General features: G+C 55.0%; 15 protein-coding genes and 1 tRNA gene. 5 read left to right on the top strand and 11 right to left on the bottom strand.

What is annotated here, in order from left to right; all coding sequences use genetic code 11:
• Window positions 1-39 precede the first annotated feature (39 nt).
• The 11 genes from AC2FIM_RS07860 to AC2FIM_RS07910 form a co-directional block, all read right to left on the bottom strand.
• Window positions 40-1,281 (bottom strand): peptidoglycan-binding protein LysM, encoded by a 1,242-nt coding sequence (locus AC2FIM_RS07860; RefSeq protein ID WP_496677129.1) that lies wholly within the window; start codon window positions 1,279-1,281, stop codon window positions 40-42.
• A gap of 19 nt (window positions 1,282-1,300) precedes the next feature.
• On the bottom strand, window positions 1,301-2,089 hold the full coding sequence (locus AC2FIM_RS07865; protein ID WP_496708026.1) for a PP2C family protein-serine/threonine phosphatase: 789 nt from the start codon (window positions 2,087-2,089) through the stop codon (window positions 1,301-1,303).
• A 3-nt stretch (window positions 2,090-2,092) separates the two neighbouring features.
• On the bottom strand, window positions 2,093-3,064 hold the full coding sequence (locus AC2FIM_RS07870; protein ID WP_496708024.1) for an FHA domain-containing protein: 972 nt from the start codon (window positions 3,062-3,064) through the stop codon (window positions 2,093-2,095).
• Window positions 3,065-3,266: 202 nt separating this feature from the next.
• The gene (locus AC2FIM_RS07875) at window positions 3,267-5,426 is read right to left on the bottom strand and encodes a serine/threonine protein kinase (RefSeq protein WP_496677123.1); all 2,160 of its coding nucleotides are present in this window, start codon (window positions 5,424-5,426) and stop codon (window positions 3,267-3,269) included.
• Between the two features lie 334 nt (window positions 5,427-5,760).
• Window positions 5,761-7,047 carry a dynamin family protein gene (locus tag AC2FIM_RS07880; protein WP_271948831.1) on the bottom strand — a complete coding sequence of 429 codons (1,287 nt, stop codon included), beginning with the start codon at window positions 7,045-7,047 and terminating at the stop codon, window positions 5,761-5,763.
• Window positions 7,044-9,086: a dynamin family protein gene (locus AC2FIM_RS07885; protein ID WP_271948834.1), complete on the bottom strand. Its 2,043-nt coding sequence runs from the start codon at window positions 9,084-9,086 to the stop codon at window positions 7,044-7,046. Before AC2FIM_RS07885 ends, AC2FIM_RS07880 begins: the two co-directional genes overlap by 4 nt.
• A 67-nt stretch (window positions 9,087-9,153) precedes the next feature.
• The gene (locus tag AC2FIM_RS07890) at window positions 9,154-10,026 is read right to left on the bottom strand and encodes a hypothetical protein (RefSeq protein WP_271948836.1); all 873 of its coding nucleotides are present in this window, start codon (window positions 10,024-10,026) and stop codon (window positions 9,154-9,156) included.
• A 22-nt stretch (window positions 10,027-10,048) separates the two neighbouring features.
• Window positions 10,049-10,450: a hypothetical protein gene (locus AC2FIM_RS07895; RefSeq protein ID WP_142636257.1), complete on the bottom strand. Its 402-nt coding sequence runs from the start codon at window positions 10,448-10,450 to the stop codon at window positions 10,049-10,051.
• A gap of 30 nt (window positions 10,451-10,480) precedes the next feature.
• Window positions 10,481-12,196, bottom strand: coding sequence for a dynamin family protein (locus AC2FIM_RS07900; RefSeq protein WP_496677117.1), 1,716 nt, complete (start codon window positions 12,194-12,196; stop codon window positions 10,481-10,483).
• An 8-nt stretch (window positions 12,197-12,204) separates the two neighbouring features.
• On the bottom strand, window positions 12,205-14,217 hold the full coding sequence (locus AC2FIM_RS07905; protein WP_142636261.1) for a dynamin family protein: 2,013 nt from the start codon (window positions 14,215-14,217) through the stop codon (window positions 12,205-12,207).
• 2 nt (window positions 14,218-14,219) lie between these two features.
• Complete coding sequence (locus tag AC2FIM_RS07910) at window positions 14,220-14,702, bottom strand: hypothetical protein (protein WP_246097206.1); 483 nt, start codon at window positions 14,700-14,702, stop codon at window positions 14,220-14,222.
• Window positions 14,703-15,366: 664 nt separating this feature from the next.
• On the opposite strand from AC2FIM_RS07910, the gene AC2FIM_RS07915 reads away from it, so the two are divergent.
• The 5 genes from AC2FIM_RS07915 (at window position 15,367) to AC2FIM_RS07935 (ending at window position 20,439) form a co-directional block, all read left to right on the top strand.
• Window positions 15,367-15,451: transfer RNA gene (locus AC2FIM_RS07915), tRNA-Leu, on the top strand.
• A 404-nt stretch (window positions 15,452-15,855) separates the two neighbouring features.
• The gene (locus tag AC2FIM_RS07920; RefSeq protein ID WP_142636285.1) at window positions 15,856-17,061 is read left to right on the top strand and encodes a YcaO-like family protein; all 1,206 of its coding nucleotides are present in this window, start codon (window positions 15,856-15,858) and stop codon (window positions 17,059-17,061) included.
• Entirely contained in the window at window positions 17,058-18,380 is a 1,323-nt protein-coding gene (locus tag AC2FIM_RS07925) for a TfuA-like protein (RefSeq protein ID WP_496731912.1), read from the top strand. Before AC2FIM_RS07920 ends, AC2FIM_RS07925 begins: the two co-directional genes overlap by 4 nt.
• Window positions 18,381-18,424: 44 nt before the next feature.
• Window positions 18,425-19,720, top strand: coding sequence for a gluzincin family metallopeptidase (locus AC2FIM_RS07930; RefSeq protein ID WP_281972927.1), 1,296 nt, complete (start codon window positions 18,425-18,427; stop codon window positions 19,718-19,720).
• 113 nt (window positions 19,721-19,833) lie between these two features.
• Window positions 19,834-20,439: a pentapeptide repeat-containing protein gene (locus AC2FIM_RS07935; RefSeq protein ID WP_246097208.1), complete on the top strand. Its 606-nt coding sequence runs from the start codon at window positions 19,834-19,836 to the stop codon at window positions 20,437-20,439.
• Window positions 20,440-20,474 lie beyond the last annotated feature (35 nt).

A 20,474-nucleotide genomic window follows, 5' to 3' on the forward strand; every position in this document is an offset into this window, starting at 1 on the left:
CTTCCTCCAGACTTTTTTGAGTTTAGGCCAATAAGGGCCTTAGCCATTTTCCATTTGATAACGCAGAGCGGTTGAGACGATGTCGCGCCACTCGCCTGATTGCTGCATGATCGCCAGACCCTGATTAAGCGTTTCAAGGATCGCTTCTCCATCAGGATTATCCTTATGAGTCATGATGTTAAGAGACTTGATCGCTGCCAAGTTGGGGTTTTCTACAATGCGATGCTCGTAACCCAGCCGACCGATTGCCTCGACGGCCAGATGGGCCTCAATTGCGGCGATGTCGGCGGTTCCATCCATCAATGCATGGAAACATTCATCCGGCGAAACCGGGCGCAGCATCGTGATCGCGGGCTCGTACAGCCCCACCGCGTCCATATGCGACAGGGACCAGCCCTCGGGTCGGCAGATGGTTGCACCGGCAAAGTCCGCATATGTCAGGGTCTCTTCATAGCCCGAACCTTCGCGAGCAAAGAACGTGTCCACAACTTCATAGAACGGGTTCGAGAAATTGTAGGTTTCACAACGTGAACGGTCATTTTCAGACAGTGCATCTGCGTCGTCACAATCTGGACGCGACCACGGGAAGGTTGCGTCAAATGCCAGCGTCGGCATCAACAGATCCAGATGTGAAGACCAGTCATTGACGAACTGGATCTTGTAGGACTGTTCCGGCGCTGCGCGCAACATCGCGGTTTCAACAAGATTTGTATATAGACCACGATGCGGCAGAGCTTCATCCGTGAACGGGGAATAGTTGCCGCCAGTGATCAAAATCAACTGACGGTCCCGGATTTCAGGACGTTCACCGGTACCTGCATTGCGGATTAGGGCAGCACCTTCAGCACGCGCGGCCTCGATCTCATCCTTGGCCGCAGCCTTGGCGGCGATGACCGCCTCTGCTTTGGCTTCGGCCACGCGGGACTCGGCTTCGGCGATAGCTTTGGCAGCGCGATCTTCCGCAGCCTTGACAAGTTCGGCGGCCATTTCGGCGGCCATTGCTTCGGCCTCTGTCAGCGGCACGGCAGCTGCGCGCCCGATATCTTCCAAACACGGCAGGGTCAAAACGTCGCCGACGCGGATAACATTGGGATTATTTCCGATTACATCGCGGTTTGCCTCGAAGATGATCCGAAAATCTTCGGTCGAATAGACTGCGATGGTCAGTTCCCGCAGGCTGTCGCCTCGCTGGATTTCATAGGTTGAGCATGCTTCTTGTGCCGAAGCAGCGCCCGTCGCGGCAGCTAGTGCCAGGCTGGATATGATCAGATGGAGTTTCATTGGTCCGGTTGCTTTGCCTCTAGTCGTTTCTTCTGAGTTTGATGACGCCAATCGACGTATTGTCTTGATCCGGGTCGTTCCTGGTTCTCAGTGCCCGCAACAGCGCATCCGCAATATCTTGAGCCAGCGCATCCTCGTTTTCCTCAAGAATTGCCTGAATTTCTGTGTTGCTCAGATATTGCAGCCCATCACTTCCCACGATCAGCACATCCGCGGTGCTAAGACCCAATGGTTCTTCCGGGCAATCGACCTTGGGAATTGCGGCGCCCATTATCACCGAAGTCAGTTGGTTTCGGTCGGGGTGAGACGACGCCTGGTCTGGCGTAAGGGTACCTGCAGCAACCTGAGCATCAATCATCGGAGCCATCGAATGGTCTTCGTTGATTTGGCTGAGGGTACGGTCGCGATAGAGATAAAGGGGGCTGTCGCCAATCGAAATCCAGAAGACGCGCTTTTCCAGCAGCAAAACTCCCAACATGGTTGATCCCATGTTGAAATCTTCACCCTGCTCCTCGCAGTAAGTCGAAATCGCGGCATTTGCCTGCATGGCTGCCAAGGGTAAGGCGTCGATCAGCGCAGTCTCAGCCGGAGCGTCTGCTTCAAGTTCGGTATCCAGTGCATCGCGCCAGGCTTTGACTACCAGCTCAGATGCCACTTCTCCTGCCGCATGCCCACCCATTCCGTCCGCGACGATGACATAGCCCGCATCCGCCGCGTCGAACATACGCGACGCGACCGCGTCTTCCTGCGTGTCGCGGTGACCCTGATCCAGGATCAGCGCAAGATCATATGCCGGGGTCGCCAGCATCAATTAAACATCCCGCCAATCAAAGCCGTCATCGCAGAAGGCTGCAAAACGGATTGAGGTTTCACTGATCCGGATAAGATCGCCTGTGGAGAGTGGAACCGTGCTGAGAACGGGTTTGCCGTTCAGGCGCACCAGATTGGCCTTGCCGCCGTGGCCCAGATAGCATTTGCGGTCTTCCGGGTCATAGGCAATTACCGCATGGTTGCTGCGGGAAATCCCAGTGTCGCCAAAGTCCAGCTGGATCGCCTGGTCATCATTACGCCCAATCTGCATCAGGCCTTCTGTCAGCGTAACGCTGGAACCGCGGCCGGGGCCGGAAGTTACAACAAGCCATCCTACCGGGAATGTCGCCTGCGCTGCCTCGGTCTTGGCCATAGCCACCGGCTCGGCTGTTTCCATCAAGTCCTGAACATGCGTATCCGCGCGCTCGAAGCCCAGGAAGGTGGTTTTCACACGGCTGCGTCTATCTTCTTTTGCCGCAGGAGCAGGCTGAGGTTGTGCCTCGACCTCTGGGGCAGAAGGCGCTTCTGGTTCCGGATCAACTGTCTCGACGACTACGTCTACGACCGGTTCTTCCATCGCCATTTCAGGCGCGGGATCTTCAATCGTGGCTGTCAGTTCTTCGGTTGACACATGCAGTGTCACAACCGGTTCGTCGTCCTTTGGGTCGGCATCAACTGTAACCTTGGTGGCGCTTTGCACTTCGGCGACCACTTCCTCGACGATAATCTCATCGGCAGTGGCTTGTTCTGCTTCGGAGAACTCCGGCATCTTGCCTTCGGGTAATAGTTCTTCGCTTTCATCGTAGCTATCGGCGGTAATGTTGCCGCCTGCCAGTGCATTACGAAGTGCGTTGAAATCCGCAATCGGTTCAGCGTTATCAGACTCAGGTGCCGCGACCTCCTCGGTTTCGGTCTCTTGAGGTTTGCCGGCACCTTCGAGAAGCCGGCTAAGGGGGCTTTTATATTTAAACATGGTGTCGACACCTTTGTTTCTTGGCACAGGATCTACGTCCCATGGGGCTGCTACTCACCTCTGCACGTTCGGTACACAGGCACTGATGATTGGGAACAAAAAACTCATTTACCTTCTGCGACGGGCCGGTCCCCGTCAGAGTGATGGCTTTCGCTTCACTCTCAGCAAACACACACAGGCAGATCACAATCAGACCGGATCATTACTCCTGTACCAGGGGCATAACCGCACCCGTTTCAGTACCGTTGCGCAGAACTGTAAAGCGGGCTTCGGACTGGTTTTCGGAAACAAGGAGCTGCAAAAGCGCGTCCAGCCCTTCAGGGTTGGTAATGTTCTGACCGGTATGATTTTCCGAGATCAGTACATCGCCTTTGCGCAGGCTGCCTGCTGCGGGCGCGTCTGGCGCTGTGTCAACAACAGTTGCCCAGCCGTTTCCATTGCTGTTCCTTATAGTGAACACGTAACCATTCTCGAGACCCAACATGCGAATGGCGGGCAAGGCCAGCAATCCGTTCTGCGCACGGGTTTTTCCGAGTTCCCGATAACGGGCAGTGATGCGGATATACCCATCCGGATCGACCTTCAGGTCATCCAAAATCTGGGCGGCAAAACTTGCATCTGCCTGGACCGGCACTCCGTTCACAGTATAAATTGACGCCCCATGCTGCACCCATTCTCCGATCACGGAAGTATCCAGCGTGGGGTCAATGCCGGTCACGACAACGACGCTGCCAGTCGAGGCGCGGCGTTTCGAAGTCTGGAACGGTATTTCCACATCCCAATGAGAATACGCAATCTGCGTTTCTGCCGGTTGGCCAGCAGCAGCGCTGATTTCTACCGGGTCAGCAGCAACCGGGGCTGCCTCGACAGGTTGAGCTTCCGCGTTTTGCGCCGTGAGGGTATCCGTCTGCTCAACAGGTTCTACGCTTGCGACTTCTTGTTCTGGTGCTTCAGCTTCCGCAGCGGCCGGTTCTGCCGTTTCCACGACCTCTTCCGCAGCGGCCGGTGCCGCCGTTTCCACGGCTTCTTCCGGCTGTTCCGAGGCTGGTGCCTCTGTCTCGGTCACTTGGACCGGCGCTGCTGTCGGTTCGGGGGTTTCTTCGCTGCCACTGAACAAAACGAATCCGCCTGCAGCCAAGGCAACCACCACCGCAGCAGCGCCTGTGATGACTTTACCGCTGCCGCCTGATCCGTTCTTGACGATCGTATCGACCGCAACCGCGGCCTCTTCTTTTTGTGCAAACTTGGCCAGATCGCCCTCAGACTTATCCTCATTACCCAGGGCAATGTCAGGGTTCCCAGCCAACAAGGCAGTCACCACCGCCTCGGCATTTTCACTTTCGGCTTTGATCCGGGCTTGCTCTTCGACTTCGTCCTTACGGTCCATCGCTACGATGACCGAGACCGGACGATAGGCGAACGAGTCAAACATGACGCCGGGACCACGGAACATCCGCAGCCAATCCAGGGCCGTTTGCAGACGATCTGTTGCGTGAACTTCCATCGCTTTGTCGATCGCTTCAAGGAACCCATCGGGATAGTCGCTGTACTGACCTGCGAGGGGCGTATAGGGATCATCCTGGCCATTGTTGAAGGCATTCAGTCGGGTTTGCCCGTCGATCGGACGTTCGCCACTGATGGCGTGATAAAGCGTCGCCGCGAGAACATAGAGGTCGCTGCTGGGTCCCTGATCTGCGCCGCGTACATAGAATTCGTGCGGGGAATAGCCGTCTTTGATAACCCGCAAAGTCAACAGGGCAGCTGATTGATTGGCTGCCTGTTCCCGCGCGGCACCAAAGTCGATGAGGACCGGGTCCCCGTTTTGGTCAATCAGAATATTGTCCGGTGAGATATCGCGATGCAGCATTCCGCTTTGGTGGATGAACGAAACGGCCGACAGCATTTTCTCGGTGACTTGGACAATGAAATCCGGGCCAGCGTCGTTTTCGGGGTTCTCGGAATAATCCAGAAGATCGCAACCCCGGATCAGGTCCATAGCGATATACGCCGTGTCGTTGTCTTCAAAGACCTGATGTACGTCAACGATATTGGGATGAACCAGTCGGGCGTGATTGCGCGCTTCCTGAATGAACAGGTCGATGATCGCGCGCAGATCTTCTTTGTGGTCGGGATTGATGGGTTCAACCGCGTCACCATTCCGACGGCACAGAGCGCCCGGATAGCACTCTTTGATCACGACATCGCGCTCTAGGCTGTCGCGGGCCAGGTAGGTAATCCCAAACCCGCCATTGCTGAGGAAACGAAGAATCTCATACTGCCCGCGCAACAGCTTTGCGCCAGGTTCAAGTCCTTCAATCTTAGGTTCGTCGTGCGTTGCACCGACAGCCTGGTTATGGCTCATTTCATTCCGCCCGTTCTAATCGTTTTGCGGCAAAAAACCTGGGCAAATAGCCCGCAAACACACAACCAAAAACAACCGCAGGACACTCAAGTCGGTTAGACGATTCAAATTTGACTTTATTGGGGCCGCCTGATGGCTTCACTAAGGATCGTTTTTGCGATAGATCTATATGTAGTGTATTTTTGGCAGTTTATACTACATATAGAAATATATTGTGATAAAATCGAAAGCTAAAAACAAATTCTTAAGGATTGGTCTACAAATTCGAAACAATAGATTCGTAGGAATCGCTTCTACGATTCGCGGAATTGCAGCTCAGCCTTGAGAGGAAATTTCAGGTTCCGGTCTTTGGCTGTGCCGATTCAACCCGGCTGCCGGCCCAAGCAAGGTTGTCACTCAGCTGTGCCAGGATGCTAATCGCATCCTTCAGTGGCGCAACGCCGCTTTCGAACTGAAGCAAAAGCAACAAGTCCGTGGCCTTTTCGAACTCACCCGGAATCCAATCCGCCGTCGGGTCAATCTCGCCATCGTTTTCCAGGCGCTCGGCGAAATCCTCAACGATTTCCTGACAGCTTTGCAGGAAAGCCGCAGGCTCCATATTTGAGGTTTCCCGCAGGTCTTCATAGATACTGGCAATTGCGGCAAGCCAGTCTTCCAGGATCGGATTGTCGATAGGGGGTAGCACGTTTTCCAGCGTAGCCTGCATAGAGGGCGCGTCGAGGGCGGCTATGTCCGGCACCTGAACGTCAATCGATTTCAGATAGGGTAGAAAGTGCTGTTCCAGATCTTCGCGCGCCGAACTCAGGTCTGCCTGTCGCCGGTTCGAAGCAATATCAAGCACCTGTTCGGCCAGCCCCTGTCCACCGCAGGTTTCCCAAAGGGCGAAATCCGGTTCTGGCTCTTGCGCCATGGCACGGACAGCCACTGGGGTGCCGATCGGCACAACCGAGCGGAACATATTGCGCTTTTCTTTGTTCAAGCGGGCCAACACCCGGTCAAGCGCGTCGCGAACCGGAGGCAAATCTGTATGTGTCACAGCCAATATGCTGTTTGCTCGCAACTCTTCCGGAACCTTAGCCCAAAGATGGCGTTCCGTTTCGCGCCATGCATTTGTGCCGTTGGTGCACCAGATCGCGCAATCCACAAATTTGAGCAGATCGAGCGTCGGTTTATAGGTATCATCCAAAGCGCCTGACCCAGGCAGATCGTAGAGCGATATCTCTTGCAGGGCAGGGGTGTTCAATCCAACAGAGATAAAGTCGGGTTCGTCTTTGGCGGCTTTTTCAAGTGCAATTCCAGAATAGACTTTAGGTTCCCGGTCCCACCACCCGACAGTTGTTTCGGGGGTTTCGGAATATGCCACAATAACGAGCGGCAGTTTCAGATGTTGCGGCCCGGTAGGCAGAATATCTGCCCCGGCCAGCATGTTGGCCAGGCTGGATTTTCCCGCCCCAAATTCTCCGGCGAATCCAATATTTACCGCGTTTGACAAGCGTTCGGCATGCGCCAAGGCACGGGCGCGCATATCTTCGAGCGCGACGTCGCTCGGCAGGCTTTCGGTCGCGGTCAGAAAGCGCTCGAGCTGCCTCACTTCCTTGTCGGTTCCGGGAAATTCGATCATTCCGCTGCCTCTGCTAGTCTTTCATCTGTTCGATGCTGGCTGAATAGGGTGCCCAGCTCGTCAGAAATATGTTGTGCGTGGTTGAAGGCGGCTTGCGCCTCGGCCCGGGCATTTGTTTCGCCGGTTCCGGCACGATGTTCAAGATGTGTGGCGAGCAGGGCCAGATAATGGTCCAGCACGGTATTAAGCCGCTCGGTCAAATCACCGCGGGCGGTATCCACCAGATCATCTCCGATCATCTCAAACTCCTGAACGATCATGCGTTCGGCACGGGACACGACACTTTTACGCGAAATCAGCCGGGACAACCAGTTTACCCGAAGTTCGACAGTGATGCCACGGGTCAAAGCGGACGTGTCCGGACGGAACCAGCGAACTGCGCTGGTGTTCATCCGGTTGTCGGTTGCGTCCTGCCAGCCGGGCAGAGCCCGCAGCGTGGCATTGCTTTGCATGTCGATTGCGTAGAGCTCGCTCAGCATTCTTTGGCGGACAACTTGGGTGGCCCCCTGAACAAGTTCGCGCATGCGGTCACGCAGCGGAGTGAAATTCAGCTCGGTTTCTCCGGTTTTCGACAACAGCGGAGAATCTCCGTTCGGGCCGCGAACAACGCCCGACACGGCCTCGGCCACGGTGTCATCCATTACGCCTCTCAGGTTGGCCAGGACGTCATCCATTTCGTCAATGATCTTGGTGGTCTTGTCGCTGACCGAGTTCCGCAGATCGGCCAATATCCTGTTGTTTTCACCAGCGTCTTCTGCCGAGGTTGTGGTGTCGTTCTCGATCGCGCGCAGATGCGCTTTGGACCGGTCCAATTCACCTTGGGCAAAGCTGTTGAGATGCTGCCAGGCCATACGCAGTTGTTCATCGCGCGGGCCTTCTGTCAGCGCTCGGGTCACATGCCGGCGCAGATCGGGCAACCCGGAGGCGATCATAGCGGCAAAGCGCAAAACACCTTCGCGGCTGATCGGGCCGGGGCCTTGTTTGATCTCTTCGACACCGTCCAGATATTGCTTCATCTGATCGGGGTGCGCGCGCAGCCAGGCCAGGACATCGTCGTGATTGATACCGGCTTCGTCACCGGTCAGGGCGTAATGCGCCCATTGGGCACTGCCGGTCAGCACGTCAATGTTCGAGTTTCCAAGCGCCTTCTCAAGCCCGTCCAGAACATCGGCCCGCACCTTGAAGGCATCTTCGGCACCATTTCCCAATTCGTCCACGCGATTGATAAAAACCACGATCTGGCCCAACTCCAGCGCTTGCATTAGGCGGAACAGTTTCAAGTCCGCCCGAGAAAGCGCCTGATGCGCCGACAGGACAACCACAAAGAAGTCGGACTCTTTGAGGTATTGGCGAGAGATCTCTTCGCGGATCAACAGAGGGTCATTTACGCCGGGTGTATCGGTGACCGTAAGCGGAAATGGGAAATGTCCGATGTCAAAATAGACCTCGGCCTTTCGGGTGATGTCGCTGTAAAGGCCCCGGTCCGATGCCGGATCGTGTGTCCCACCCTCGGTCGGGTCATCGCCTGCGCAAACATAACGTGCCAAATCATCCGAATTCAGGTCTTCCAGATCATGATGTTGGCCCAGCAGCTGTTCATAGCTATCGCCCAGCCGAAGCTTGGCGCGGGTCTTCATTGCGTCGACCTGTTCTTCGATCATCTCGCGCTTATAACTGTCCTCGTCATCGGGGAACATGTTGCGCAGCTCTTCGCCTTCGGCAATCAGGGACTGCCACTGACGGTTGTCGAAGAAATGGAACTCGGCACCTTGCGTCCGGCCCGACGGGTGGCCGAAATGCATATCAGTGATTACGGTTGTCCAAGGGTTCACATCCGACGGCAGATATTCGGCCTGTCCGGTAAAACCATTTATCAGTCGGGATTTGCCGGCCTTGATCTGACCAACAAAAGCAATCGAGGGCTTCAGGTTCGAAAGATCACCAATGATCCGAGAGATAAACTGCCCGGTTTCGTCATTGCTGACGCCTTTCATCTCGTTGGCTATACGAAGTAACTCGCGACGATTATTCTCACTCATAACACATACCCTGACTACTTTATTTCACGGATCGAATTCGTTGAAAAATTGAACTGTTGGCACCGGATCATTTTTCCGATCCCGTAACTGATTTCCAAAGGTTTACGACGGCTCCCAGTTTGCGCGCTTCATGAATGGCCAGCGCAAATTGTGACCCGTCATGCAGAACGGCAAGCGCATCCCCTTTGCCCCCTGAAGGCCGCATTACAATCAGCTGAGGATGATCCAGCGCGGTGGCGGCGTCACCGTCCCACCCAACAAGATCCTGTGCAAACTGACGAAGCAGATCCTGATCGGCGTGCATGGGTTGCCCGACGTCGCATACTCCTTCGAGCCGCGAGATGGCTGCACCGTCCACGGTGACTTCGGCGCGTCCCAATGCGAACCGTTCAGCGCCATCAAAAAACGCGCTGGCAATGGTTCCTGCTGTCGCCCCGGCGGCGGACGCTGGAATATCTGTTTCTTGCGGGGCAGGCGTGTCGGGAACCAAAGAAACGACCGTCTCGGGCGGCAGCTCGATAGTGCCGCAAGCCTTTGCAATCTCGCTGAAAGTCACACCGACATCATCAACCTCAAGCGCCGTGTCCGGCTGCAGAGAAAGCAACTCCAACGGGGCAGGGGCTGCTGCAATATCGGACACCAATTCGGCCAAGCGAGTCGCAAGCTCTTCACGCGGAGTAGTTTCAAAATCCGGTATCATGCCCGAGCGGACCCGGAAAACATCAGTTACCCGCGAGCTGTTGACCTCCATTGCCAGACAATCGCCATTGGCCGCGGTAAATTCCAGCCGACGCGGCAAAATGGTTCCGCGAATTGTACGCAGGATCTTTTCACGACGAATCTCACTCGTCTCAGCAGCTAATGTAACCGTCGGATTCAAACGGGCGACCGACAACCGCCCGATGTCTTCGAGCATGTCCAGTATGTCAGTATCCATCATGCCGTGACCCCCTCTGGTCCCGTTATACAGCGGCCGTAACCGGCCCTAGGCTTATGTGCGATTTAGTAAGCGCCAGCCCCACATTGGCACTGTCGCGACAGATGTAGCAGACCACATGGTCCGGGTAGTCCGGGGTCCGCAGGAAAATATTCAGCCGATCCTTTGAAAACACTGCGATTTCGCCAAACCCAGGATTTTCCGTATCGTCGGCGTCGGTCGAACGCAGCAGATTCTCAAACGCGATCACACCGCGCCCCTGAAAAAGGTTGGCCACCGCAATGGCCAGAGTATCCAAGGCTTCGGCACTTTCCGAGTCTGTGACATGGGTGCCTAGCAACATACCTGTCTTCATGTCGACATACCCGGCTGCTATGCAGTCGGGTATGGTCGCCATCGCATCGTTTAATGCTGTTTCGATAGACATCAGTTGCCCTGTCTCCTAGGTTTCTCACGGCTAAAGTACATGTCGTTCAACACCCGTGTCTTCAGAGGTATTGGCCATGGGCCTTACCGCGTTATCTGATTTTCGCGCATTGTGGTCGGCCGTGATTTGGTCAAACTCCTCAAGAAATGCTTGAAATACCTTCTTCAACGCTTCTGGGTTGGTGGGCATGTCTTCGCCATCCGTGACCTCGCGCCACATCGCCGCCGCGCTAAGCGGGGTGTCGACGGACACGTTTACAATGTCTTCAAACGAGCCCGCGATTTCCGGTCTGCTCTCTGGCATGGCGACAACCTGAGTGTTCATCAGGCCATTGGTTTCCGGCTCTGGTTCGAACTCATCCTCGGCATCATCCGATTGTTCAGCCATCAACGCTGTGATCGAGGACACGGAAAGTTCGACCGGGGTTTCTTCCGGCTCTGCCTGAGCGGTCTCTTCGGGCTCCGGAACATCTGTAAGCTGGTCCTCCAAAGAGGCCATGAATGTGTCAGCTTCGTCTTCGTCACTGAACAGGTTTTCTTCTTCAGCAACTTCGGCTTCCGCAGAAAGTGGCTGAACTTCAACAATGTCAGTTTCATCAATGACGGATACGGCCCGTGGGTCTGTTTCATCATCCTCGGTAGGAGCAACGGACAGATCGGCAACGTCCGAATCCTCGGGAGTGGTCTCCCGGAAGAACGCCCGCAATTCGTCTTCTTTTTCTTCTTTTACGATCTCGGCGCCCGAGGTCATGTCGGCGCGCAGACGTTCGGCCTCTTGTGGGTCAATGCGCGGGGCACGTTCAACCTCATCAGGGCGCAGTTCGACCCGGGCAGGGCGCACGGGGAATTGTGTTACCACCTCGGGCTCTGTTCCCTCATGCAGCGGATTTACCAGCTTCAGCGGAGCGGTTCCTTGTACATTCGAGAAATTGCGCCGCGGGCGCAGCGGGTGTACCTGAGGAGCATCGGACAAGCTGGTGTCAATTTGATAACGCGCCAGCTGATGAGCGCGGCTGTCCATGATCAGTTCTGTGATTTCCAGGAAGCTGTCGACCATCTTGCCACCGCCACTGCGGGTCCACAATTCGGCGTCCCCACTTTTGTCGCGGGCCATGATGGCATCACGGGCTGAAAACAGGATCGAACGGTTGAACAGGTGACCTGCTTCGCGGTTCACACGACGAAGGACCTTTTGGCGATCCTTGACATCCAAAACGTCTGCACGTGTGACCAGCAGCAATGAATTATGTTGCAACCGTTCGGGCAGGGAAACCCAGGTTGCCCGTTCAGTTTCGCGCCATGCCTGCGTGGCGTGCGTACACCAAATAACGCCATTTGCCTGACCGACAGCCCGTCGCCAGACATCAGTAGAAATTTTGGGGTCGGAAATACCCGGAGTGTCAATCAGGTCGACGGCTTCAAGAATGTCGGATTCCAGAAATATGCGAATAAACTGGGCATCATTCACCCCGACTTGTTCCAGCTGGTCCAGGTTGATGTTTTCGCGAGTTCCGTCAGGGCGTTGTACATAGGCCGACCTTCTACCCCAACTGAACCAAACTGGTGGCAGCTGTGTGGCTGTAACCTGTGTAGGCAGTGCCTCCGAGCGCAGCAGAAAGTTCATCAAGGTTGATTTGCCGGCGCTGAATTCCCCCATAAGTGCAAAAACAGGTTTCCTGCGGGACCATTTCTCAATGCGGTCCCATGCTTTTGAAGAGACGAAGCGGGTTTGTGAATCTTTTGCCATATCGCTACTTATGCTGCCTCGTTACTAAGATCTTTCAGGATATCGCCGAGGATATCGTCGCGGGATTTCTGAGGGGCCAGCCCCTCCATCAGCGCTGCACTGCGACCGGGGTCCTTTTCGGCTGAGGCCGAAATGTTCAACAGAGTCTCCTTTTGCTCGCGCATAAAGTCGGAAAGGGCGGCGCGGACATTTTCAAGAACTGCTGCAATCTGGTTTTCTTCGATATCCTTGGTGATCGAATTCGCCTCTGATGTGATCAGGCGCGTATAATCCGCCGCATAGGCCTCGAAACCATTGCGGCGTTGCCACCAGCGGCGCCACCATGTGCTTTGCAAGTCCAGGGCAATCGTGCGTCCGATACCCAGTGGAGGTGGTACCCGCGGGACGATTGGTGCCTCGATGCTGAACTCTCCCAGATGGTTGCCCAGCAAGCTTTGATACAACGCTTCGATGTCAGCGGCTGCCGCTGAATACAACGCACCAACTTCTTTGCGCATCGACCGGGCAAAGCTAAAATAGGCCGCTTTTTGCAAGGTCCGCAGCCCGGCAGGATCGTACTGCCACGTTCCTTGCTCGCCATTTTGCTCAAGATGCGCGATCAGAGAATCGGTGGCACGTTTGACAAAGTTGGCTTCGGCCGAGTTCAGACGCTCAAGCACTTTCGCGCGCAAGGAAGCAGTAAGCTCAGCGGCCTTTTTTTCATATTCTGCGTTGACCTCGGCCACGGCGTCTTCGGGTGCTACCCCGTTCAGCTCTCGCACGATCCCTTCGCTGTCGGATAGTTTTTTGGCCACGGCGGTCGCCCGGATCTGACTGGCGATGTTGCGCGCCCGGTGGCGTACACGGTCCAGAAGTCGAGTTCCTGCGCCTTCGGCAATGCGTTCATTCATCGCCAGCAATAGGTCGGGCAAACCGGACAACGCCCAAATCTTGTCCAGTGACGGGGCCTGATCGCCAAACCCGGCCGCCAGATAGAACGTGTTCAGGGCTTTCCGGGATTCCTCAGACAGAATATCGGGATTGCCAGTTATCGCGGCCTCGGCCCACAGGGCGCTGCCGAACACGACACTTGCCTTGGTGTCGATATTGTTCTGTTTCAGCGTGTCCAGAATCCGATCCCGAATCTCAGGAACCTGGGTGACCGGATCTGCAAGTTCGTCAATTCGGTTAACGAACAGGATAATCTGACGATTTTCGAACTGAGCGATGATCCGCATCAGCGCCATGTCCATTGTGGTCAGAGCCTGACTGGCTGCCAGAACCACAATGCAGACTTCGGACCCGCGCAGGCTGCGCAGGGTGATCTGTTCACGCACCATAAACGTATCGTTTACACCCGGTGTGTCGCACAGCTTGAGGGAAATCGGGTACTGGGGGATGTCCATGTACAGCTCAGCCGACTTTGTCACATCCGCAAAACGACCGGTCTTGGGGTTGATGTCCGGGTCGTCTTCATCACCCAGACACACATACCTTTGGATCAGTTCCTCATCGAAATAGTCGTATTGATGGCTTTGCCCCAGAATCAGGTCGAAATGCTTACCCAGTCGTTCCTCGGACTTAGCTTTCATTTCGCCGATCTGACGGCGGATATCGTCCATTTCATCGTCGGCGCCGGCCCGATTGGCCAGCTCTCCCAGCCGGCCGCCGCCAACCATCAGATTGTCCCATTCCTCTTGTTCGAAGAAAGTGAACCGGGATTTTGTATCACCCTGGGTTCTGGTGTTGATGTTCAGCGTGGTAACCACAGAGGTCCATGGGTTCACATCCGAAGGCAGCAGGGCAGGGCGTGCGGACAGAATGTTCACAAGCGAAGATTTTCCCGCCTTGACCTGACCGACCAGCGTGACGCTGGCAGTGAAATTCTCCATGCGTGTCTTGAGCGTCGCAAGACGTGCCGAGGAGCGCGCGTCCGCCACCTCTGTCAGTTGGTCAATCTGTGTCGTCAATGCCGACATGGCCGAAGTCATTGGGGTCAGCGCTTCGTTTCCAACAGACAAAAGATGATCGTTACGCGCCATGGTTAGCCTCCGGTTCCTGTAGCGGCGATATGAGGTTCGATCTGCCCGTGAGGTGCGCTAGTCAGCGTATCGATCCGGGCGATCAGGTTCAGGGCGTTGCCCAAAATTGCGGCTTCGGCGCTTGGTGTGATCGATTCATATGCGCGGGCATCGGCCAGCACTTCGATCGAGCTGAAGCAGTCGCTATTTTCCAGGCACGCAACACTGCGCCCTGTTGGGAAACCCTGGGATTTGACCTCGGGCAGAGGCATTCGAGAATTGGCAAGCAAATAATGCCCGCCAGAATGCGTGCGCAGCGAGATGCCAAACCCGGTATTCGGGTGTTCGCGATTCAGGGTTTTGAGTTCACCAAGAAAACTTTCGCGTGCAAGACCAATTGCGTCTTGCTCGGCAGATGCAGAGTTCATCATGTTGGTCACGGTAAAGACCCTTGTACTGGAGTTGAGCGAACGAACTGGTAAGACGCCCGAAGGCAAAAGACTCATTAACTCCTTCCCACCCATCAACTACTGGCAAGGCGGTCTTATTTTGACGCGAATAAGATTTTTTGGCGTTTGAATTGTGGCGCAAGTATGGCTGCGGACTTGCCCGGGCCCACTACTAAACTAAAAAGCGTATAAAAATATGAGCATATCAGCTGAAGTTCACAGCGAGCCGAATTTGATAACTGGCCCCCAAATGGGGTGTAACTATTTATTAAATTATAGTTTTACATACATGCGGTCAGCTCCATATTTGGCAAAATCTTGTCATGAGACAGAATCCATCGCCCAAACAAAGTGCGCTTTCGGGAAAGGCAACAACAACACGGCACAACGTGAGGGTGTTTAGATTTGGCAGGTTCATCAATGGTGAATTTTAATAGGACGCTAGGTTTCACATAGTCTTATTTTGGGTCTGCCTGGTCTACGAGATTTCTGTTTTAGGCGGCGTCAGGCAAAGCTTGGTCAGCTGCAAGCCCATTGGCCTTTCCGGTCGATGTGCTCGTGCGGTCTTTCATATGTTTTCGGGTCGTGTGGTGCCTCTAAGCAGAGGTTGGGTTTGTTCTGAAACGGGCATCAATATTCTTCGTGTAAACTACAATTTCCCTCTCGCACTCGTTCAAAAGCTTTGCTATTGAGCGGCATTCCGGCAGCAGCTGCTGGTCGTGCGGGTGTGGCGAAATTGGTAGACGCACCAGATTTAGGTTCTGGCGCCGCAAGGCGTGGGGGTTCAAGTCCCTCCACCCGCACCATAGTTCATTGTATTGCATTGATTATATTTTATAAATTTGACCCAATAGAGCAACTTTCCCGATTGCCCTGAGACCTTCGCACGAAAGAAGGCGCGCTTCTGACAGTTTTTCGAGACATTTTGGGTTTCCGGTCCCGCAGTAAATATCGCAGAATGAAGATTATGTTAAAATAATGCGACATCCTTTGAATATCGTAGCTGCAATTCGATTATAGGTGCTGGCTGCTGGACACAGTTGGTTCAGCCCGCGCTCATCATCGTCCAGCAAGTAGATTGTCGTGTTGAGACAATTATGGGCGGCAGAGTTGACCCCTATGAAATCATCCCCCATCCTGAGCTGATCCGGTCACCGGCATGTATTTTCGCCTGGTGGCCAATTTCTTTTGTTTTTGGCAAGGTTGCATCATGTCTGACGTATCGGAAAAGCAATATGTGCTTGATACTCATCGCCTGCGAAGCCCCAGCCAAACATTGGAAATCGTAACGCCCTATTTGCGTGAAATGGGCATTACTCGAATTGCGAACTTAACCGGCCTGGATCGTATCGGATTGCCCACGGTCATGGTTGCGCGCCCGAATTCCCGATCGGTTTCGGTGTCGCTCGGCAAGGGATTGTCAGTCCCGGCCGCGCAAGCGTCGGGGGTTATGGAAGCGATCGAAAGCTGGCACGCGGAACGGGTAACGGCGCCTCAACGTCTGGCACGATTTACCGATATAGCGCGCGATGCGCCGGTGGTGGATGTTGATAAGCTACCTCGGGTGACTGGTGGCCGATTTGATCCTGATGCGAACAGATTGTGGGTAGAGGGTCGGGATTTGAATTCCACTTGCGCCCGTTGGGTTCCAATGGAGATGGTCGATACCGATTATACGTCTTTGCCGATGGGTGGGCAGGTTGCTTTTCCCAGAACGACAAACGGTTTGGCATCCGGCAACAACCTGTTTGAAGCCAGTTGCCATGCGATCTTTGAACTCATCGAACGCGATGCCACCACACTGTGGCAATTTCAGTCCGCGCCAGCACGGATCCACCCAGACACTATCGATGATGACAGGTGCAAGGACGCAATAAGCATGGTTGAGGCGGCGGGCCTGAACCTGGGCATCTGGGACACCACCTCGGACATCGGAATCGCCTGTTTCCGCTGTACGATCTGCGAGCCGGACGGGCAGAACGGCCACATCGGTATCGGTGATGGCTGCCATCCAGATCGCGCCATTGCTTTGTTGCGGGCCCTGACCGAAGCGGCACAAACCCGCCTCACCTATATCTCTGGCGCGCGTGATGATCTGGACCCAGAAGAGTTTACTGACCAGGCGCAGATAGAAAGATGTGCCTATATTCGCAATCAGATTGACAGTTCGGACGCGACGCAGGATTTTTCGAATACTCCGACATATGCCACCGGATCATTCCAAGAGGATTTGAACTTGCTGACTACCCGCCTCGAAACTGTAGGTATTTCGCAGGTGATCACGGTCGATCTATCGCGCCCGGAATATGAGATCGCCGTTGTCCGAGCTGTCATACCGGGGCTTGAAGCGCCTCATGACGACCCCGATTACATCGCCGGGGAACGCGCGCAGCGTGTAATGGAAACATACGGATGAGTGTCGTTATTTTTGTGGGCCCGACGTTGACAGCCGATGCTGTGGCCCAATGCTTGGACCCTGTGATCTTGCCCCCGGTCCGGCAGGGGGACGTATATCGCGTGGCACGTGATCGTCCGCGTGCGATCGGGATAATAGACGGCTTTTTTGAGGGCGTCCCGTCGGTCTGGCATAAAGAGATTCTTTGGGCGATGGATCAGGGAATCCCCGTTTATGGCAGTGCCAGCATGGGTGCTTTGCGTGCGGCAGAGTTGGCTGATTTCGGTATGATCGGCGTGGGTCGAATCTTTGAGGATTTCTACAGCCGAACCCTGCAGGATGACGACGAAGTTGCGGTCCTGCACAGCCCGGCAGAATTGGGCTATTTGCCATTGAGCGAACCCATGGTCTCGGTCCGAGCAACGGTTGAGGAGGCGCAAAATCTAGGCATGTTGGTCGCTGAACGTGCCGCTGAAGTTCTGCAGATTGCCAAGGGTATGAACTATCGTCAGCGCAGTTGGCCCAACATAATTGACGCGTTGAACGGGCTTTCTGATATCCAGGGCTTTGTGGACTGGCTGCCAAACGGCAAGGTTGATGCAAAAGCGCGTGATGCCATTGAGATGCTTGGGCGTATGGCCGAAGATCTGGCAAACGACCTTCCCTTCCCGGCGACGCAGCAACCGACCGAAGAAACGCTGATGTGGAAAGGGCTGCGTGCCCGAGTGGATGCCGATCAGAAGGCCGATCAGGCGGTTATCGACGAAGTCAGGCTGAACCCGGACATGTATACGCGGCTGCGTGAACGGGCCGCGCTTACTCTGCTGGCGCGGGAAGAGGCTGATCGGCGGGATGAAGAGCCTGACCGCCCTGCCCTGATGGCACAAATGGATGCGCACCGGCAAAAAGCCGGCCTGTCGCGCCGCGCCGCTTTGATGGCATGGCTGGACGAGAATGATCTGAGTGTCGAGGAATACGAGGCGATGCTGGCCGATGCCGCTCGGGTGCACGGCCACATTACCTCTCGAGCTTCGGTCCTTGAGTCATCGCTTTTGCGCGAGTTGCGCCGTGACGGGAGCTATGCCGAATTGCGGGATCGTGCCCATCGCAAGGCACTAAGGGGAGCTAAATCATTGACTGCCCGAGGCGGTCCCGCAAGCGGGCGCCTACCTATGGTTATGTGGTATTTTGAAACACAGCTTGACCAACCAGTGCCGGATGATCTTGAATCATATGCAGTTTCACTTGGATTGGCCGGGCGGGAAGCATTTTTTGATTTGATAGAAGCAGAGTATTTGTTTTGTCACGCGGATGCCGGATTAAATAGTACCGTTGACTAGCCGCCCCAAGGCGGATCCGAGGCGTGGCCTGAAAGGGGGGTATTGTGAACTTACCAGATCACCTTGATGAAGAAGAGCCTGGAACGCGATTTCTGCTGTATCCGCAATCCCCTTTTCTGGAAGAGGACCCACAGCTTGAGCTAGTCGAAATATCGGCCCCGCAGGGCAGTATCGGCCCTGGTCCATCGGGTCCGCGCATGTACACGGTTAACCCTGTCGGAAAGACTACACCCTATGGGGCCATCGTGCCCGGACCGGATGGTCCGGGAATGTATCTGCCGCCCTGGAACGGATATATCCATCCCCCGGCAATGCCTGATGAGTTCGGTAACTTTATCCATATTGGCCCGTCGGACCCGGCTTTTGAGGCAGCGCATCTGTTTGGCTCGGCGCATTTCACGATGGACGTCTGGCAGGGCTATTTTGACCGACCAATCCCATGGCATTTCGCCCGTGATTTTAACCGGCTCGAACTGTCGCTGCTGCCAAGCCTGGACAATGCGCATATCGGTTGGGGTTTCCTTGAAACCGGGGGCACCCATGAACACGGGGACGAATATCGCCCCTACAGCCTGAATTTCGACGTGGTCGCACATGAAATCGGCCACTCAATCATTTACAGCGTCGTGGGCATGCCCACCGACGGAGATGTCTCGGGTGAGTATTACGGGTTCCATGAATCCGCCGCCGATATGGTGGCGCTTCTGGCCTCTTTGCATTTTGGCTCGGTGGTAGAGGCGCTGTTGGAAAACACCAAAGGCAATCTCTACAGCTTCAATCGACTGAATCGCTTTGCCGAGCTTTCGGAAAATGCACAGATCAGAACGGCCGCAAACAACCGGTCACTATCGGAATTCGCTGCCGGATGGTCCAGTGAACATGCACTTTCCGAGCCACTGACAGGTGCAATGTTCGACATTTTGGTGGACATCTATCATGAGCGCCTGTTGGTTCATGGCCTTATCACACAGGCAGAGGAAGACCTGTCCGATCAGCTAGAGGATTCACCCGATTACAGCGAGGTCATGCAGGGTATTTTTGACAAGCGATATGCCGAAAACCCCGATGGATTCCGCGTAGCACTTCTTGAGGCGCGCGATTTCCTGGGCACCTATCTGGCCGACGCCTGGAGCATGTTGGACGCCGATATGCTCAGCTATTTCGGTGTCGAAAAGGCCATGCTGGCGGTGGATCAGGAAATTACCGGGGGTGCCTTCCGGCGGATCATCGAAGGAAACTTTCGGATGCGTGATATCGGGGTGGCAACTGCCGGTCCGCGGCTGCCTGACCCTGATGAAGACAGTCACGCACACTCCGTCCGCACGCAGGTTCCAGACTGATGACAGCAAAATTCTTTTTTTTTCGGCAGATTTATGGCATTTAGAGGCGGGGTGATTTTTGAGGAGACACCGATGCGGTCATCCTCGGGATTTAATCGAAGGGGGTTCGGGTGATGGACCCATATTTGGGAGATGAGTTTATGGCGGAATCCTTGCTCAGTTTTTCGGAAGTGTTGATTTACGGCAGAGTTATCGACGATTTGGATTACGACCCTGCGAAAAAGAAAAGCAGAGGAAAAGGCAACAACAAACATCTTGATGAGCAACTCGCGAATTCAGGAAATGACGAAGCCAAATTTGCCAAGATCTACGGGTTTGCCTATGAAGGCACCTACTACGACCTGCCCGAGCCGGTGATTTTCCTGGTTCACGGCGATGGTCAAGATGTCGCCAAAAAGGGCGAGCCACCAAACCAGGCCTCGCGCGCGCCCACGGATCCTTCGATTGGCGGTGTTGCGGCGGCGGACTATCAGGTCGCTGACGGTATCAAGTTCTGGAGCTATGATAAGTCCGATCAGACCATGCGCATGGATGTCATGACAGGCCAGTTCGAACAGGTTCTTCTAGACCTCTATTTTGGCTTTGACAGCCCTGCTATCAGCGGTGCAAAGGTCAGCGGTGCCAAAGTGAGTGGTGCCAAGGTCAGTGGCGCGAAAGTCAGCGGTGCCAAGGTCAGTGGCGCCAAGGTTAGCGGAGCCAAAGTACGCGGCGGCGACTGATCTTCGGACAAAGTCAGCAAAGAAGGCGCGGGATC

The organism is Ruegeria sp. CDSC052 (assembly GCF_059610685.1).

Excerpts from the sequence above, each read along its gene's own strand:
- AC2FIM_RS07860 (WP_496677129.1), bottom strand. The coding sequence starts at position 1,281 with ATGAAACTCCATCTGATCATATCCAGCCTGGCACTAGCTGCCGCGACG.
- AC2FIM_RS07865 (WP_496708026.1), bottom strand. The coding sequence starts at position 2,089 with ATGCTGGCGACCCCGGCATATGATCTTGCGCTGATCCTGGATCAGGGT.
- AC2FIM_RS07870 (WP_496708024.1), bottom strand. The coding sequence starts at position 3,064 with ATGTTTAAATATAAAAGCCCCCTTAGCCGGCTTCTCGAAGGTGCCGGC.
- AC2FIM_RS07875 (WP_496677123.1), bottom strand. The coding sequence starts at position 5,426 with ATGAGCCATAACCAGGCTGTCGGTGCAACGCACGACGAACCTAAGATT.
- AC2FIM_RS07880 (WP_271948831.1), bottom strand. The coding sequence starts at position 7,047 with ATGATCGAATTTCCCGGAACCGACAAGGAAGTGAGGCAGCTCGAGCGC.
- AC2FIM_RS07885 (WP_271948834.1), bottom strand. The coding sequence starts at position 9,086 with ATGAGTGAGAATAATCGTCGCGAGTTACTTCGTATAGCCAACGAGATG.
- AC2FIM_RS07890 (WP_271948836.1), bottom strand. The coding sequence starts at position 10,026 with ATGATGGATACTGACATACTGGACATGCTCGAAGACATCGGGCGGTTG.
- AC2FIM_RS07895 (WP_142636257.1), bottom strand. The coding sequence starts at position 10,450 with ATGTCTATCGAAACAGCATTAAACGATGCGATGGCGACCATACCCGAC.
- AC2FIM_RS07900 (WP_496677117.1), bottom strand. The coding sequence starts at position 12,196 with ATGGCAAAAGATTCACAAACCCGCTTCGTCTCTTCAAAAGCATGGGAC.
- AC2FIM_RS07905 (WP_142636261.1), bottom strand. The coding sequence starts at position 14,217 with ATGGCGCGTAACGATCATCTTTTGTCTGTTGGAAACGAAGCGCTGACC.
- AC2FIM_RS07910 (WP_246097206.1), bottom strand. The coding sequence starts at position 14,702 with ATGAGTCTTTTGCCTTCGGGCGTCTTACCAGTTCGTTCGCTCAACTCC.
- AC2FIM_RS07920 (WP_142636285.1), top strand. The coding sequence starts at position 15,856 with ATGTCTGACGTATCGGAAAAGCAATATGTGCTTGATACTCATCGCCTG.
- AC2FIM_RS07925 (WP_496731912.1), top strand. The coding sequence starts at position 17,058 with ATGAGTGTCGTTATTTTTGTGGGCCCGACGTTGACAGCCGATGCTGTG.
- AC2FIM_RS07935 (WP_246097208.1), top strand. The coding sequence starts at position 19,834 with ATGGACCCATATTTGGGAGATGAGTTTATGGCGGAATCCTTGCTCAGT.